The organism is Glaciecola sp. HA4-3 (genome assembly GCF_055693685.1).
The window spans coordinates 3,492,914-3,508,798 of sequence record NZ_CM146340.1; the positions used below are offsets into that span (position 1 = coordinate 3,492,914).

At 40.8% G+C, this 15,885-nt stretch carries 18 protein-coding genes and 1 pseudogene; 11 read left to right on the top strand and 8 right to left on the bottom strand.

Features of this window, described 5'->3' with window-relative positions; all coding sequences use genetic code 11:
- Positions 1–36 precede the first annotated feature (36 nt).
- Together ACZ1G6_RS16680 and ACZ1G6_RS16685 are read left to right on the top strand one after the other, a co-directional pair.
- A complete protein-coding gene (locus tag ACZ1G6_RS16680) occupies positions 37–969 on the top strand; it encodes an RHS repeat-associated core domain-containing protein (protein ID WP_472619005.1) in 933 nt (310 codons plus the stop codon).
- 286 nt (positions 970–1,255) lie between these two features.
- Entirely contained in the window at positions 1,256–1,600 is a 345-nt protein-coding gene (locus ACZ1G6_RS16685) for a hypothetical protein (protein WP_472617319.1), read from the top strand.
- 256 nt (positions 1,601–1,856) lie between these two features.
- Here the strand turns inward: ACZ1G6_RS16685 and ACZ1G6_RS16690 are convergent, their stop codons facing one another.
- A complete protein-coding gene (locus ACZ1G6_RS16690) occupies positions 1,857–2,198 on the bottom strand; it encodes a hypothetical protein (RefSeq protein ID WP_472617320.1) in 342 nt (113 codons plus the stop codon).
- Between the two features lie 236 nt (positions 2,199–2,434).
- Here ACZ1G6_RS16690 and ACZ1G6_RS16695 point away from each other — a divergent pair, with 236 nt between their 5' ends.
- Genes ACZ1G6_RS16695 through ACZ1G6_RS16705 form a run of 3 tightly spaced genes read left to right on the top strand, consistent with a single transcriptional unit; the run spans position 2,435 to position 4,146 of the window.
- A complete protein-coding gene (locus ACZ1G6_RS16695; protein ID WP_472617321.1) occupies positions 2,435–3,448 on the top strand; it encodes an RHS repeat domain-containing protein in 1,014 nt (337 codons plus the stop codon).
- 9 nt (positions 3,449–3,457) lie between these two features.
- Positions 3,458–3,694: a hypothetical protein gene (locus tag ACZ1G6_RS16700; RefSeq protein WP_472617322.1), complete on the top strand. Its 237-nt coding sequence runs from the start codon at positions 3,458–3,460 to the stop codon at positions 3,692–3,694.
- A 2-nt stretch (positions 3,695–3,696) separates the two neighbouring features.
- Positions 3,697–4,146: a hypothetical protein gene (locus tag ACZ1G6_RS16705; protein ID WP_472617323.1), complete on the top strand. Its 450-nt coding sequence runs from the start codon at positions 3,697–3,699 to the stop codon at positions 4,144–4,146.
- Positions 4,147–4,337: 191 nt separating this feature from the next.
- Here ACZ1G6_RS16705 and ACZ1G6_RS16710 read toward each other — a convergent pair whose 3' ends face one another.
- Positions 4,338–4,634, bottom strand: coding sequence for a hypothetical protein (locus ACZ1G6_RS16710; RefSeq protein ID WP_472617324.1), 297 nt, complete (start codon positions 4,632–4,634; stop codon positions 4,338–4,340).
- 212 nt (positions 4,635–4,846) lie between these two features.
- Here ACZ1G6_RS16710 and ACZ1G6_RS16715 point away from each other — a divergent pair.
- From ACZ1G6_RS16715 to ACZ1G6_RS16725, 3 genes and pseudogenes are all read left to right on the top strand, one after another.
- A pseudogene (locus ACZ1G6_RS16715) lies at positions 4,847–5,570 on the top strand (transposase).
- Positions 5,567–6,742 carry an RHS repeat domain-containing protein gene (locus ACZ1G6_RS16720; RefSeq protein WP_472617325.1) on the top strand — a complete coding sequence of 392 codons (1,176 nt, stop codon included), beginning with the start codon at positions 5,567–5,569 and terminating at the stop codon, positions 6,740–6,742. Before ACZ1G6_RS16715 ends, ACZ1G6_RS16720 begins: the two are co-directional and overlap by 4 nt.
- Positions 6,743–6,750: 8 nt before the next feature.
- Positions 6,751–7,380: a hypothetical protein gene (locus ACZ1G6_RS16725; protein WP_472617326.1), complete on the top strand. Its 630-nt coding sequence runs from the start codon at positions 6,751–6,753 to the stop codon at positions 7,378–7,380.
- A gap of 376 nt (positions 7,381–7,756) precedes the next feature.
- On the opposite strand, the gene ACZ1G6_RS16730 is transcribed toward ACZ1G6_RS16725, so the two are convergent.
- The 6 genes from ACZ1G6_RS16730 to ACZ1G6_RS16755 all read right to left on the bottom strand — a co-directional run bounded on the left by ACZ1G6_RS16730 (position 7,757) and on the right by ACZ1G6_RS16755 (position 13,736).
- Positions 7,757–8,551 (bottom strand): DUF481 domain-containing protein, encoded by a 795-nt coding sequence (locus ACZ1G6_RS16730; protein WP_472617327.1) that lies wholly within the window; start codon positions 8,549–8,551, stop codon positions 7,757–7,759.
- Positions 8,544–9,341 carry a hypothetical protein gene (locus ACZ1G6_RS16735; RefSeq protein ID WP_472617328.1) on the bottom strand — a complete coding sequence of 266 codons (798 nt, stop codon included), beginning with the start codon at positions 9,339–9,341 and terminating at the stop codon, positions 8,544–8,546. The genes ACZ1G6_RS16730 and ACZ1G6_RS16735 overlap by 8 nt, the downstream gene beginning before the upstream one ends.
- 23 nt (positions 9,342–9,364) lie before the next feature.
- On the bottom strand, positions 9,365–10,609 hold the full coding sequence (locus ACZ1G6_RS16740) for a hypothetical protein (protein ID WP_472617329.1): 1,245 nt from the start codon (positions 10,607–10,609) through the stop codon (positions 9,365–9,367).
- Positions 10,606–10,839, bottom strand: a complete 234-nt coding sequence (locus ACZ1G6_RS16745) for a DUF2798 domain-containing protein (RefSeq protein ID WP_472617330.1) — start codon at positions 10,837–10,839, stop codon at positions 10,606–10,608. Before ACZ1G6_RS16745 ends, ACZ1G6_RS16740 begins: the two co-directional genes overlap by 4 nt.
- 144 nt (positions 10,840–10,983) lie before the next feature.
- Positions 10,984–12,759, bottom strand: a complete 1,776-nt coding sequence (locus ACZ1G6_RS16750; RefSeq protein ID WP_472617331.1) for a choice-of-anchor B family protein — start codon at positions 12,757–12,759, stop codon at positions 10,984–10,986.
- Positions 12,747–13,736, bottom strand: coding sequence for a choice-of-anchor B family protein (locus ACZ1G6_RS16755; protein WP_472617332.1), 990 nt, complete (start codon positions 13,734–13,736; stop codon positions 12,747–12,749). Before ACZ1G6_RS16755 ends, ACZ1G6_RS16750 begins: the two co-directional genes overlap by 13 nt.
- A gap of 250 nt (positions 13,737–13,986) precedes the next feature.
- On the opposite strand from ACZ1G6_RS16755, the gene ACZ1G6_RS16760 reads away from it, so the two are divergent.
- From ACZ1G6_RS16760 to ACZ1G6_RS16770, 3 genes are read left to right on the top strand one after another with little or no spacing between them, the layout of a single operon-like run.
- Positions 13,987–14,307: a hypothetical protein gene (locus ACZ1G6_RS16760; protein ID WP_472617333.1), complete on the top strand. Its 321-nt coding sequence runs from the start codon at positions 13,987–13,989 to the stop codon at positions 14,305–14,307.
- 19 nt (positions 14,308–14,326) lie between these two features.
- The gene (locus tag ACZ1G6_RS16765; RefSeq protein WP_472617334.1) at positions 14,327–14,722 is read left to right on the top strand and encodes an MbnP family protein; all 396 of its coding nucleotides are present in this window, start codon (positions 14,327–14,329) and stop codon (positions 14,720–14,722) included.
- Between the two features lie 53 nt (positions 14,723–14,775).
- Positions 14,776–15,846, top strand: a complete 1,071-nt coding sequence (locus ACZ1G6_RS16770) for an MbnH family di-heme enzyme (protein ID WP_472619006.1) — start codon at positions 14,776–14,778, stop codon at positions 15,844–15,846.
- Positions 15,847–15,885 lie beyond the last annotated feature (39 nt).

Consider the following 15,885-nt stretch of genomic DNA (forward strand, 5'->3'; position numbering starts at 1 on the left):
ACGTTCTTTAACAATCAAATATCATACACCGTTTTCATTCATATGAACGGGCGGGTGTATGATTATAACCTTGGGCGATTTTTGAGTGTTGATCCTTTGATTCATATGGAAGGTGGTAGCCAAGGTATAAATCCATATTCGTATTTGATGAATAACCCTATGGCAGGTCTGGATCCCTCTGGATACGATCCAGATCTTGAAACAGTCGATGTTGCAGCGGACGCTCAGGTCTATACGGACTCTGATGGAAACAATTACGTTGATGCCGGTGATGGTAGCGGCGATTTGATAAAGATTGACTCGATATCAGCAACCAAATCTAATGGAACAACTATTTCAGCTAGTTTTGATAATGGTAGCGTTACTTCAATGACTGCGTCTAAGGGGAACGCAACAGTAAGCGTTACTGACATCGGTAGTCAGCAACAAACAGCAACCTTGAGTTATGACAGTTCTAGTAATGGAAATGAAAGCGAAAGCAACTTTTTTGGAGATGCGTACGGAGCAACAAAAGAGCTGTTCGGAGAGGCAGTAGACGGTGTGGCACGGAGGTACAATGCCGTAGCCGATGGCCTAGCTGATGACTTTTCTGAAGGGGTATTAGAAGGAATAATAAACTTTACCGGTGGAAGATCTGAAACCAGCGCACTTGAAGACTTTAGACAAAATTACTCCGACACGAGTATAGTGGTTGGGCCGATAAGTGATATAGATAAAAAAGTCACGGGCATGCTTGTTGGAGGACAACTAGCGAAAACCAATGGTGGAATGACATTCGGTCAATGGGCGAAAACAGGTTTTAATACCGCGCCGCATTTACAAACAAGAGGCGCGACTTTTGGATATGTTGCGAGAACATCTGTCATCAATGGAGCTGTAGTAACCGCTGCTTATGAGTTTGGTAATGCAGTTGGTAGTGGTATACGGGTCGGTGTTAATCGATTTGCTAGATACCTTGCCGACGAATAGAGAGTTTATAAGACATGAATACAAATGACCCAGTAAGGTTGGGAGCAACTGCGCGGATAGGAGCAGGCTTTATATTACTTTGTGCAATCCTTGCAGTATGTGCTGTTATATATTTTATGATAGCCGAAGGAACATCACTCTTCGGAATGGGGTTTGTTATTGCGAGTATTTTCGGTTGCTATCTTTTTGCTCATATGGCCTTTAAAGGGCACGTACCGCCAATGTTTAGGTGGCTGGAGTAAGTTGATTATTCCTTCATTCTTCACCGATGATTGAGCTACAAAAATTGAGTCTTCAGAGTTGGACTACTCCGTTTGAAGCTTCAAATAAGAGGGCGATAGAACTGCTGAACTATCAATTTGATGGTTCAGTAGCAAGTTTCGTTTTGTACGATGAGGAAGAAGATCAAAAATGGAAATTGACATTTGAAAGCCATACAGCGTTAAAAGTTATTTCTGAAGAATGTTCAGCAAGTATTCAAGATGGCCTTCCTGAGGATGGCGCTTTTTATCAAACAAGTGAAAGTCATTGGTTGGACGAGTTAGGAAAAGGAGATGTTTCATTTTTAGATGACGCGGTCCATTTTGTAATGTGCTGTTATGATGTAGACCACCACGCACTTGTCGTATAAATTCCCACGGTATTTATCATAACATTTGAGCATAATTTTCTAATTTCCCACGCTCCTACCGAACGCTAAATTTTCTTTGCCACGTTAACGTCATACAATTTCTCTTTTTGCATTATACCTTTTACCACTTTGCATCATACGCTCGACCAAACTGCCATCATAAGTCAGATTGTTTTTACCTAAAAAAGAGCCAGATCATGATAGATCTGGCTCGTTGTTGTGCCGTTTAGTGGCAAGTTATGATGCTTTTGACTGGCTATTTAGGCACTTGTTGGGTGATTAATTCCTTGTGGGTGCGCCAATGTGGCTGGATTAAGATAGCGTTGACATGACTAATGGTGACTTCCTTTTGTGCGTTTCTGGCGGCCTCCATTAAACTGCCATAGCAGAGGTTTTTGCATAATCTTAAGTTGCCGTTGGCATTGCGCAGTATGAGCTCCATTGCACCTTCGGTGAAGGTATTCGCGCCCATGTTGGCGGTGGTGAGCTCTCTTTCGATGAAATCGGTTAAGTGCGCATCGGTCAACGGTTGCAAGTGGTTTGAGTAGGTAATGCGGGATTTTATGTCAGCATTGGCTGTCAGTGATAAGTAGTGCATTAAGTCAGATTGCCCGAATAGCACGAGGTTGTGTTTTTTGGGGAATTTGTCTACCAGTAGGCGTAGCCTACGCAATGATTCGGTGGGAAGAAGGTGTAACGATGTAGCTGAAGGTAAGAAAATCAAGGGGTCAGGTTCGTTGAAACGTCATTGCACATTACTATTTAGGTAAGGGCTTTGAAGTAGAAAAAGTAGGCAACAAAACCACCGAGCATACCTACATTGGTGATGTGGCCGTGTTAACAGAAGTCGATGGCACACCCAGCATTCGATTTACTCACCCAGACCGACTAGGCAGTGCTACAAGTTATACGAATCAACATGGTGATGTACTTGGTTATCGCACATACGACCTATTTGGTAAACCGCGCATGGGCAATAATGCGCCTATGAATTACTATGCAATGGCATCGCGCATACTCAATAACCTTAATGATATTAACAATCCACTAAGACGCGGTTTCACCGACCATGAGCACTTAGATGAAGCCGAGTTGATTCATATGAACGGGCGGGTGTATGACTATAACCTTGGGCGGTTTATGTCTGTAGACCCGTTTATTCAAGGTGACGGAAACAGCCAAGGAATTAACCCTTATAGTTATGTCATGAATAATCCACTAGGGTACACTGATCCGAGTGGATATACTGCAAAGGCAACTGATAGGCGTTCAGCCTGCAAGTTTTCGTTAAGTGGTTGCGAGGCCTCCGGTTGGAGTGTCCCCAGAAAATCTGGTAATAATGGAGTAATCCATAGTCAACAAACTGGGACGCCTGAACAGATTCAGGATATTGAGTCGAGGGTAATAAAGAGAGGAGGGGTATTGACTTTAGGGAGAACCAATGCCGATGGCTCAGTTACAGCTCATTTTGCAATGCCGATGGTAAAAACGTTTTTTATAGACGAAAATAGTGCCAGTGGGTCTTTTGGTCCCTATAGCAAGGATGACTGGTTTTACCATAAGTTTGATTTCCGAACAGAAATTTGTTCAACGCAGGTGTCTAGTTGTACTTTTGAAAACGTGACCATATCTTCAGAAAAGAATCATGCACCGGGTTCAGATGGCGTAAATAGAATTACAAATGATAAGACAACCGGAATACGATTTTTTGGGTTATCCGGAGTTGATGTTGCTACTGAAGTTGACACTGAAAATGGCAGCCTGATGAATATAACCCTAATAAATCACCTTTTTATTACGGTAGCCTGCAGAGGACGGTTGAAGAAGAAAATGGATTTATTTATATGAGAACTGTTGGTGAAGGGGTTAATAGACCTATTCACTCAATTGCTCTTAGCGCAAGGGTCTCAATTCCCAGTGGTGGTAGAAAATATTGGTAATGGTGTATCATGGTTGGGTAATCATGTTTTGGGGAGAATCGCGTTTAAAGAAATGGATAGAAGAATAATTCAAGATATCCATAACCAAAGCTCAAATGGCTCTCAAGAACTGTTCGAGCACACATTAAGAAATGTGGAATGGAGGAGTTTCTAGATATGAAAATGTTCTTATTTTCAGTAGCCTTAGTTTGTTTAGTTGGCTGTAGCTACGTAGTTCGTGAGGCAAAGACGCATGGGTATTTAATATTAAAAGATATGAAAGATTCAGATATAGTGTTAGCCGAATTTGAATCTATTGCAAAGAAATTTAACTATACAATCTCACTTTCAGACGACGTGGCTCGTGGAGACCCTAATATTGTTTTAAAGAGGCGCGAGTATGAAAGCGAAGATGCATCTTATACCTTTTTCTATAGCAACTTTTCTGGCCTTAGATGCATAACGATAGGAATTTATAGTGATTTGCCTGAACAATTGGCCCAAAAAGAGTTAGAACGATTTAAGAGTGAAATATTTGAAGCACAACAGTCATTGACATTTACTAAAGAAAATTGTGTTGGGATTGACAACAACATTTCAATCTTTGATAGGAATACTGATGATTAGCATTTATTTTCAATATTTTTAGTTGTGGCGGGGTAGTTCAGTCTATTGGTCAATCTCACATGTCATGTGATTTTATTGCTAAATTATACGATTAGCGTTACGCAAGAGGGGTTACAATCGTGGTGACTATCCTCCAAAACTTTCCCGATTATAGTCTAAAACGGGAAAGTTTTATACAGTGATGAATATTGCTACTCTACATACCCATCAAGCGGAGCTACGGTATTCTCTTTTTCGTGCTTGATTGGCTCAATAATTATCTGGTTCTTTAAATTAAAGAAAGCAATGTATGTTGTTGTTTCGCCCATAGCATTGTATTCGTAAATAGTTGAACCAGCAGGAATAATTCCAATCGCATCAGGGGATTCTTGTAGCTTAATATCTTCCTTCAACTTGTAGGCTGGAAGGTTGCCAAGAGTATTTTGTTTCCACTTGGTGCCAGCAAGAAAAGCTACACCACACAAAACCAACGTAATTAATATGTACATAATGTTCTTCACCATAATCTAGTTACCTCATCATTTATATGTATTCACAGCACTTGCTTTACCGTATTGTTCTGCGGCTTCCTGAAGGTCCATCGGCATCCTGACTCCATTGCCAGTTTTGCTGAAGTTATATGCCTTCTGTAACCCTCCCCTGAAATCAGAATAGCCTAAATAGAGTTTCCCATTTACAGTAAACCTAATGGAGAACGAAGATGAAAAAAACACGTTTTAGCGAAAGCCAGATAATCAGTATTTTGAAAGAAGGTGAATCAGGCGCGATGAGTGTGCCTGATTTATGCCGATTACATGGCGTGGGGCAAAGCACCTATTACAACTGGAAATCTAAATACGGCGGCATGCAAGCGTCTGACTTATCAAAGATTCGTGAGCTTGAAGCCGAGAACGCAAAGTATTAGCTCAATATGCAGTCATTGAGTTTGGTCTGAGCGTGGTGTTGGCCTGCGATGCAGTCGGGATTAGCCGATGTACTTACTATTATCAACCCAAATTGGTAGACGATAGTGAGATTATTGAAGCAGTCAGTGAGCTTGCGCAAAAGCACACCACTTACGGATTCAAGAAAATCCATAAGTGACTGCGTTTGATGGGACATTGGTGGAACCATAAGCGCGTTTATCGGATTTATTATGGGCTTAAACTTAATTTGCGTCGCAAAGGAAAGAAACGCTACCGTCGCGCGACCCAGAGCCGCTGGTTGTGCCCAGCAAGCCCAATGAATGCTGGTCGATGGATTTCATGAGTGACAGCTTGCACGAGGTATTGGATTGCTATTTGTTTAAAAGCTTGACCGAAGTACGCGAAATAACAGATAGTTGGATGGTCGATTACAATTATGAACGGCCTCATGAATCACCAAACGATTTACCGCCAAAAGAATATGAGCGACTAGATCAGGAAAACTCTCTTGAAGTTTGATCGATATAGGGGAGGGTTACACTACAAGTTATACGAATCAACATGGTGATGTACTTGGTTATCGCACATACGACCTATTTGGTAAACCGCGCATGGGCAATAATGCGCCTATGAATTACTATGCAATGGCATCGCGCATACTCAATAACCTTAATGATATTAACAATCCACTAAGACGCGGTTTCACCGACCATGAGCACTTAGATGAAGCCGAGTTGATTCATATGAACGGGCGGGTGTATGACTATAACCTTGGGCGGTTTATGTCTGTAGACCCGTTTATTCAAGGTGACGGAAACAGCCAAGGAATTAACCCTTATAGTTATGTCATGAATAATCCACTAGGGTACACTGATCCGAGTGGATATACTGCAAAGGCAACTGATAGGCGTTCAGCCTGCAAGTTTTCGTTAAGTGGTTGCGAGGCCTCCGGTTGGAGTGTTCCCAGAAAATCTGGTAATAATGGAGTAATCCATAGTCAACAAACTGGCACGCCTGAACAGATTCAGGATATTGAGTCGAGGGTAATAAAGAGAGGAGGGAAATTGACTTTAGGGAGAACCAATGCCGATGGCTCAGTTACAGCTCATTTTGCAATGCCGGTGGCAAAAACGTTTTTTATAGACGAAAATAGTACCAGTGGAGGTGAAGAGCCTCCTGCTAATAAGTTGAAGCCGACAGCGGCAGAATTTAAGTTAGTAGAAGACGGGAAGCTGCCTGAAATGTGGAAAGGGAGATGTAGTAATGGTGACCCTATAGGCTGTGTAGGTTTTGCAACATGGGGGAGTGTTGCTGAAATTAGAGAGTATTATGGTGATAATGAACTGGAGGCTGACTACTGGATAAGTGTTGGACTCACTGTTCAATTCAATGCGACAACAGGATTGCTGGAAGGAAACAAGGTTTTGCAAAGCGATATTGGGCGAACATACCTACCATATTTTACGCATCAATTCGGGAAAAAAATCGCTCTCGCTCACTTAAGGGCAACCGAGCTAGATTTTAAAAATAAACCTCACTTTTTGTCACCCTCTGAAATAACTGATTATCACCATCGAGTTTTTGATGCACACAATGTTTCTCGAAAATGGTATGGTGGGAGCTACATATCCGGCGAACATGAACCCATTTTGACACCTACGTATTGCCGCTCGGCATGTGATAAGGAGTGAAACACAAAATGAAAAAACTAGCCGTAGTCTTATCTATACTTTCAGTGTTAACTTGTGGCGCCGCCAATCAAGGCTCGTATCGGTTCAATACGCAGGAGTACACATTAAAAATACCAGCCATGTATATAGATAACACCGAAGGTTTAGCTCCTTGGCTTGAGCCGGTAAAAGAGAGCCTTGATAGTAATGACGGGATAGTGCTACTAACGTTTGAGCACGAAGAGATTTCTTACAGCGTTGTTGATTTTGAAAAAAGTCGGGCTAATGATAACTCACTTGTTCTGCTGTACAGCGAAAAGATGAATCAGCAAGCTTTAGTCAATGTTATTCAGCAGCGAATACCAACTTCATTAAGAATCGAAAAGCATGGCGCCATTAATAGCGCCTACAGTGTATATCTATCAGAGGATGCTTGGGATGTTGTTGAGGGTTATTTCACGGGAAATGAAAAGGATTTTATCGTTACTAAAATGATTGCAAGTTGTGATTCAGGGTTTTATGGGACTTCTTGTAAATTTTTTGCGGAAATGAATGGCGCCTATTTTACATACTCACTTAAAGGGAAAAATTTAAATTTACGCAATGATATTGAGGGGTTTTATAAAGGAAAAATTGCTGGATGGGTACATTATCGCTAACTGGAAGCCATTAATGAGATTTCGCTTCCCTGTTAACTCTAACCCTCCAAAACTTTCCCGTTTTGAACTATAATCGGGAAAGTTACCGGAGCCAAAATGAGTAAAGTTGTACAGTTAAAGCATCATCACGGCACCACTCCAAACATCGAAAACCGGAAAGTTCTGCCAAACCCGCCCAAATACAAACAGGTCGCCAAATGCCGTAATTTTTCCCTACAATTTAATTATATTATTGGTTTGCTTTGATCAGCGATACAGTTGATCTTCGTTTTTACCGTTGGTTGTTTAAATGTCGATTGATTGTTTTACAGATATCGCTAGAGCCTTTACCAATGAAAAGGTCACAGTGGATTAATGGAGGAAAACCCTAGGCTGCTTAAAAGACATAATTTAAGGATACGCCATATTCAATATCAGTTTTTTTAACATCAGGGAAAGGCATGGAATTATGTTGAACTTCAATTTCAAATCCAACTGACAAGTTAGGTCGAATTGGATATTCAATAGCTGATATTGCCAGCATTCTAAAGTCATCAACATCATCAAACGCAGGTTGAAGATAGGTTGAAAACGACACAGCAAAAGGATATTCGCTTTTGTTTTCATATATATACCGAGCATATAAATTCGCTCTTATCGTGTTATCACTTACCCCTGTTAACACTGATTCTTCAGTTTCGTAAAACATGCCAGCAGCTAAAATCAGCTGACTATCATAGTTGTCATTTTCAGATGCTTGTCGCCATCGTATATTGCCACCCAACAACTCTCTTGATGAAATGTCGGCAAAATCATCATATTGATATTGTACAAATAGCTCTGGGTCAATATTTTGTGCTAACGCATCAATCCCAACCCAGCGGGCATGCAAAAACAGCTCGTCTTCATCTGTCACGTCATTTGTTTCGGAAAAATTAATATCGCCTATAAATACAAATAAATTATCTTGCGTTCTATACCTAAGCAGGCCATTGGCGTTATATTCTTGCTCGTCTTTGTTTCCTGACTGACCATTTAGCATAAATCCTATGTTGCCACTGATGCCTTGTGCAGGAATCACCTTGTCGTTAATAGGGACAATAGCAGACGCACAATAAGGCGATGACAGCAATGCTATGCTCATCGCTTTGCTGAAAAAAGAAATCTTACAATCGTATCCTTGCTTATTCATTAGTTTTCCATTGATAAGTATTGCAACGATTTTGCCAACCCTTAAGCCATTTTTGTTCAACAGCTCGTTGTGGTGAATTCTCTACTCGCCTTTTGAGCATAGCAAAACAAGATTTAGCAAAGGCATCATGTAAATTGTACTGCTGTATATCCATATGACTTAAGACCTGCAGTAGTCCCCACCCTTGTCCTTTATAGCGTTCAGATTCTGCGATACCTTCGCCTTTAAAGTTTACATAGTCGATGAGTGAATATACGCCAAGTTCAGTGGTTTCAAGCTGGGTAAAACGGCTTGTTATCTTATGAGCTTGTTGTTGATTTTGGATGTTAGTTAACATCGCAGGCAATGCCGCTTGCATTCTTTTGTGAATAAAACGTATTTGATATTCAAAGGTCGATAGCATTAGCTGGCGCAGTTCCTTCATTTTTGTGCTGTTTTTGGCTTCATTAAATTCATGTTTATTTTGCCACGGATTATCTCTTTGCTCGATAAGCCAAACGGGCACCTGTACACCTTGCTCAATAAAGTAGTCTATTAGGCTAGGGAAGGTTTCGGTAAAAGGACTGTCTAAGTTGGCTGGAAACCAGATAAAATGGCCAATCCCTAAACTAGCGAATGACTCGCCTTCATTCCATGCAATTAGATGTTCGGGATTTGAGCCTGTTTCATTTTGATAAATCTTAAGGGCGATGGTTTTTAGTTGTTGTGAACTAAGCGATTCGCCAATTGAAGGCGCGCTGTACATAAATAGCGTCAACATTAGCGACACTGATATATACAGCGAGGTCATTTTTGATTTCATTTTTGTAGTTTCTATTGCACTTGTGCTTGTGTATGTGCACTAATCCAATTTTCAAACACATCACTTTTAACAAACTCAGCATAAAAAACTTCAGCTTCAAAGTTTGCTTTATCAAATTGATATCCAAATATTTCCACTAAATCATCTAAGGTCGCTATGCTTTGAGAAAACTGTTGCTGCTCAATTTGCAGGGTCAATAAGGTCCAGTAGATATCTTCAAAATCATATTCTAAGTCTATGCCTTTGTAGCTATTTGAAATTGCTTCATCAGGCATATCCATTAAGTAAAATGTGTTGGCTTTAAGATTATATATAGCCGCATCTTTTCCAAACCTATCTTCTACCGATTGTATGGCTTGCATGGTGAGTTCAAGCTCGCCTAGGTTAGAATAATAATCAATAAACATAAACTGTAGCGTTGGGTCATCACCATGATACTTTGCTAAATTTCCCAACTCACTGAAGTACACTTCATCGCTGATAAACTGCGCAGACTGTATAGCATTATTGATCATAAGTTTAGAGTTTCGAACTTCTTCAGGAAGCGCTTTTATTTTGTCGTATGCTTGTTGATGCTGCCCAGATTTTTGTAGCTCACTGATTGCGCGAATTTCCAATGATAGCGATTCATTTGCGCTTAAGTTACCTAGTAAGCGACCAATCAAGTTATCGCTAGGAGCGACCAACATGCTTACAGCATCTTCTAATTGTTTGCTATATAACATGCCGCCTGACGCAATAAATAAATCGACTACTTTAGAGGCATCTTCGTTCATGTGTAAAATCATATACTCATGACCACCATCTTCGATATCTACTCTTAGCAAAGGTCGCACAGTATTATCTTCTTCTAAGAGCCTCAGAAACCATGTTGGGCTGTTTGTACCAAGCATATTTTGCGCTAAGTTACTTGCCACGGTAATGGCGCCAGCTTGCATAAAGCCTTGATATAAATCGCGCTGCTGGCGACTTGAATCGGTAATGTTTTTTGCCACATCCATCGCCATAGTCTCAAAATCAATCAAGGCGGCCAAGGCGGGTAAATTTTCTTCATTAAGGGCACTTGCAAAAGCAATTGCAGTATCAACACTAGCCTCTTCAAACTGACACGCTTGGTCACATTCATTTTCAGCTTGAGCAGCATTGACAGTATTTATAGACATGCTCAAGGAGAAAACAAGCATTAAGCCAAACCTTGACCATGGAGTTACTTTTACAAGCTGTTTTGTGAATGTGGAAAAAATATCTGTAGTCATCCTGATTCCTTCATGACGATAATGGTTAATAGTTTACGAACTAAGGGTGCCAGTAATAGTATCGCTGGAAATGCAATCGTGAAAGCAAAACACCATGCCTTTAGCCAAATAATTAGTAAATTATCGATAAAGCCTAAATTAAATGTGGTGATAATAAATGACATAAGCCCAGACATCATTAATGCCATTAAAAACGCGAATGCTACTTGTTCATACCTTGCAGGTATCATAGTAATGACTCCATATTCGCCATGAAATAAATATCTATATTTATACAGTTTTCGTCCAGCTTTTAAATACAAACCCTAAAATATATCCATATGGGCATCAAATGGTTTTCTTGTCAGGCTAATAATTAAGTTGTTCATTTGTTTTTAATTGCGCGAAATTTGATATCTTCGCACAAGTGTTATCAATAATAAGCCAATTATGTAAAAGTTCATGGAGCCACCCGAGCTAGATTGAGGGGGATCCGGAACAGGTACAAATGGAAGCGCAACAACGCTAATACTAAGTTCGTCACTTGTTGATAAGCCCAGTTGATCTGTTGCACTAAGACTCAATACGACAGTACTTGGGCTAACTGGCGCGACAAAACTAGGGTTAAGCGTGTCAGCATCATTTAGCGTGACACTTGGCCCTGACACCTGAGTCCATAAAACAGTCACGTCGCCTTGTGTATCTGTGGCACTAGCACCGCTTAGGTTAACAGTTTGTCTTGTATTGACTTCAATATCATCACCTGCATTAACTTCAGGGGGTAAGTTGGCATCATCATCTATAATCGACACTTCAATGTCAGAAAATTGCCCTAATATTGACGCGTCGTCGGCGCTTAGACTAATGCTAAAGGTTTCAATTGATTCGGTAAGTTCATCGTCTACTAAGTTCACTGTAATAGTTCGTTGACTTGCATCGCCTTGTGCCCAAGTCAGCGTATCTATATCTTCTAAGGTAAAATCATCATTTTCACTTGCCGTATCGGCTACCACACTGACATTAACACTTAAGTCGGTTTGTGTTCCGTTTTGTCGAAGCACAACGAGCTCTAATGTGCCTTGCGATTCTGCAACTTCAATTTGGTTATCTTCAAAGCCAATAAAGCCAGTATTGACAGCGGTGCCCTCTATGGTGACAAAGGTATGTGATTGTGCATTAATAATATGGCCATCTTGAGCATTATTAAGCACCAGTACAAACATTTCATCGTTCTCATCTTCATCGTCGGTCACAATGGGTATATCAATAAACTGACTTTCAACATTTTGTGCATCCCATGTAAGCGTACCGCTAGATAAGGTGAGGTCTTGTTCTGACGAAGAAGGATATAAAATATCATAATTAACAGATATATCACCGGTGCCTTGTCTTTGTACTTCAACACGAAGGGTGTCGCCTTCTTGCGTGGTGAGAGTTTTTTGCGAAAAACCTATCGCATCATCGCTTGGCTCTAATGATTGGTCTTCTAAAATGAACAATCCGCCTTGGATATCGCTTGCAAGCACAATGCCTGACGGTAAAAATGGATATACTCCCCATACTCCATTAAACGAAGCAGAATCAGATGCGCCAAAGGTATCAAAATAAGCAATATCGTTAGGCGCAGTTGGGTCGCTTATATCAAGTACAGTAACGCCACGTTGATAGTTTGACATATAGTACTTGTTGCCTTTGACAAAGCCGTTATGGTCAATTGCGCGGGTAGGCCCTGTCCAAGTAGCTGCTAGTCTTGGTTCGCTAACATCGCGAATATCAAAAATGTTAATTGTAGTGTTTAGGCCAAAATCTGTTTCATCAAGTTCATCGTGTACTAACAAATAGTCTTTGTTTTCTGTCCACCATCCAGAGTGGACATAGGAGATATTTGGGTAGGTAATACTGGAAAGCTCTGTTGCACCCGATGCATTTGTTTGGCGCCATATACGTAAACTACTTTCATTAAAGTCAAATATGATTGAACAGGCTCGGCCGTCAGTGATTCCGCAACTCGCTTGTGCTTGATCTGAACCTAGTAGCATTGAAGAGGCGTCATGGGTGTAATCGGCGCGTGTTGCTGCAAAAGCGCTATATGCTTCTTGAGGGTTTTCGGCATCAAATAACTGATAGCTTCTCCAAGAGCCACCAAAGTTATTACTGCCTAATACTTGCAAGCTAGCCTCCGCACCATAGGTAAGGCACTATTTGTCGTGTAGTTTACATTACTAATGTACACATTATGTGAGCTACGGTCAGTTAAGTCGCGTCTAACTAAACGAATGCTTTCAGGCAATGCACTTAAATCGATAATTGTGAGCCCTTCGTTAATGCCATCAGCTCCTGCGTAAGCATAGGATTTGAAGCGGCGCTCTGTTGCATCATAAAATTGGTGAACTTTGATATCTCTCCAGCGAGCTGATTGACCAGAAATCGCGCCTACTATGCTTGGTGATGACGGATTGCTAACATCGATAACGGCAATCCCTCCCCTTAAACCAATAATGGCGTATTCTCGCATATCATTTAAATCGACATGTCCCCAAATATCATTGGCAGACGTACTGTTGGTCGGTAATGCTGAAATGGGCAGGTGACTAAGTAAAGCCATTTTTTCACAAGCAAAGCCACTGGCACTGCCATCTACGCAGTTTGATGCATTTTGTGCTTGCTGCAGTTTTTGAATTGACGCCAAACCATCATCAATTTTGCTTTGTATCAGTCCTTTTTGATCAACAATGACTTTAAAACCACGTTGATATATAAATTGCGCATATTGTTGAGGCACACCTGAGATAGTGGTAACGAATTGATCAGGTGCTTGTGATTGAAAACTATTGACTAGATTGTAGCCGCCAAAGACAGGTTGAAGTTCTGACAATAAGTAAATCAGATCTTCTTCTGATTTAACGTTGTAGTCGCCTTGCGCAACCAATATACGGTCTCCTTTGATTGCTTTTTGAGCGGCGTAAGCAATGGTTTTACATGGTCGAAACCGATTATTACAAGGCCCTATATCGCTACCCGTAGAAGAAACAAATCTTGCTTTTTCAAAGTCGCTATGTGCGTTTGCATAGTTTGACACTAAGCAAAGCGATAAGATAAAGCTAATGCTATACACGACAGTAGAGATTGAACTATTATATTTATTCATATTGCGCTTACTCGATTCCATGTGTTTGGCTATCATCGCGACTTGGTCTTACCGTCACCATGTTTTTGTCCAATTGTGAGTGTAGAGTATAGCAAGTAATTAAGGCTTCGTTAATAAGCCTTGCAAGGTGCTTATTCGGCGGGCTTAAATATTTTTTAAGGAGCGGCAAATTAAAAGACTAATGGTTTGTTTGTTAACATGCTTGCTTTTGTCTAGCTGTGCTAACGAGAGTGAAAAGCACCCTTCTGCTGTGTCTATACTTTCATTTATTGCTTACATGGGCGACCAAAGATTACCTTGCGATTTGACGTTTGAACGACACGCATCGTGGAAAATTGAATCACTCGCATTTTATGTGTCGGATGTCGAGGTCTTGGCAAAGGGCGCCGATACTTTCAAAAAAGTGCGCTTGCAACAAAATGATTGGCAAAGCGACCATGTCGGATTGTTGTGGTTTTCAAACCAATGCGCGCAAACTAGTAACTTTAATCAAGAATTAACGTTCTTTTTACCAGAAAAAATCACGCAAGAACTTAGCCGTATTCGTTTTACCCTTAGCAGTTCCCTTTGAGCTCAATCATTTAAACCCATTGAGTCAAACTTCGCCGCTTAATATTCCAGAAATGTTTTGGTCTTGGCGTTTAGGGCATAAATTTATGCGTATCGATATGATTACTAGTCAAAACAATTGGTCTTTTCATCTTGGCAGTGTCGGATGCAAAAGTCCTTCAAGCTTAAGGCCTCCTAAAGAAGCTTGTGAGCTACCAAATATATATCAAATTACCATGCCGCTTGAATTCGATTTGAATGACGGCTTTGTCAAATTTGATCTAAATACGATGCTTGATAACATCGAACTAAGCTCTGAAAATGCTTGTATGTTTAATTATGGGCAAGCATCATCCTGCCAGATCCTAATTAATAATTTACAAAACAAGCCAGTATTTTCGTTTGTCAAACACACTACAGTGAGCGATATACAGTGAAGGGCTTAATAGCATGTGTAGTACTGGCAGTATTTTCGTCACTAGCAATAGGCGTGTTTTATGCCTTTAATGATCACAATGAAGCATATCAGTGGCATTTGCCGCCTGGGTTTCCAGCCCCATCAGTGCCTCAGGATAACCCGATGACAAGCGCAAAAGTCGAACTAGGCCGTGCGCTATTTTATGAGCCTGCCTTGTCAGGCAATGGTGCTATGTCGTGTAGCACATGTCACCAACCTCAGCACGCTTTTAGTGAACCGAAGGTTCGTTCTTCGGGTTCAACTGGAATAGAGCTTCGACGCAATGCGCTTGCTTTGGTGAATGTTGCCTACAATAGTGAGTTTACTTGGGCGCACGATGGCATTGATAGTATTGAGCAGCAAATGCTTATCCCCCTTTTCAGTCAATCTCCAGTCGAAATGGGCCTTACCGGTAATCAAGATGAAGTGCTTGAGCGTTTCGATACGCAAGATTATAGGCGATTATTCAAAGATGCGTTTGGTGATGAAAACATTACGCTTGACCGTATTGTTAAAGCCACTGCCAGCTTCGTACGCTCGCTGACATCCTTTAATTCGGCATTTGATGATTATGCTTACCGCAATGATGATAAGGCGCTTGATGAATCCGCTTTAAACGGCTTAGAGCTATTTTTCTCGGAACGTTTAGAGTGCTTTCATTGTCATGGTGGGTTTAATTTTACTCAGTCAAGTCGACATGAGTTTCAACCATTAGACTTGCGTCCTTTTCATAATACGGGCTTATATAATGAAGATGGTGAAGGCGCTTATCCAGCCAACGACAAAGGGCTCTTGGAAGTCAGCTTAAAGCCATCAGATATGGGACGTTTTAGAGCGCCAACGCTTAGAAATATCGCTTTGACTGCGCCTTACATGCATGATGGTAGTATTGAAACATTAGCGCAGGTCATTCGTTTTTATGAAAATGGAGGACGTGGTGATGGGATCAACAATCCTTACAAAAGCCAATTTCTGCCAGGATTTAGGCTTAGTGAAGAAGAATTTAACGATCTATTAAGTTTTCTAAATAGTTTGAGCGATCCTAGCTTCGTTAATAATGCCCAACACCACGGCCCAGTTTACCCTCCAAGCGTTAACTTTTAATATGTATATATGTATTTACTTTTTGTCGTAGCTGTTTAT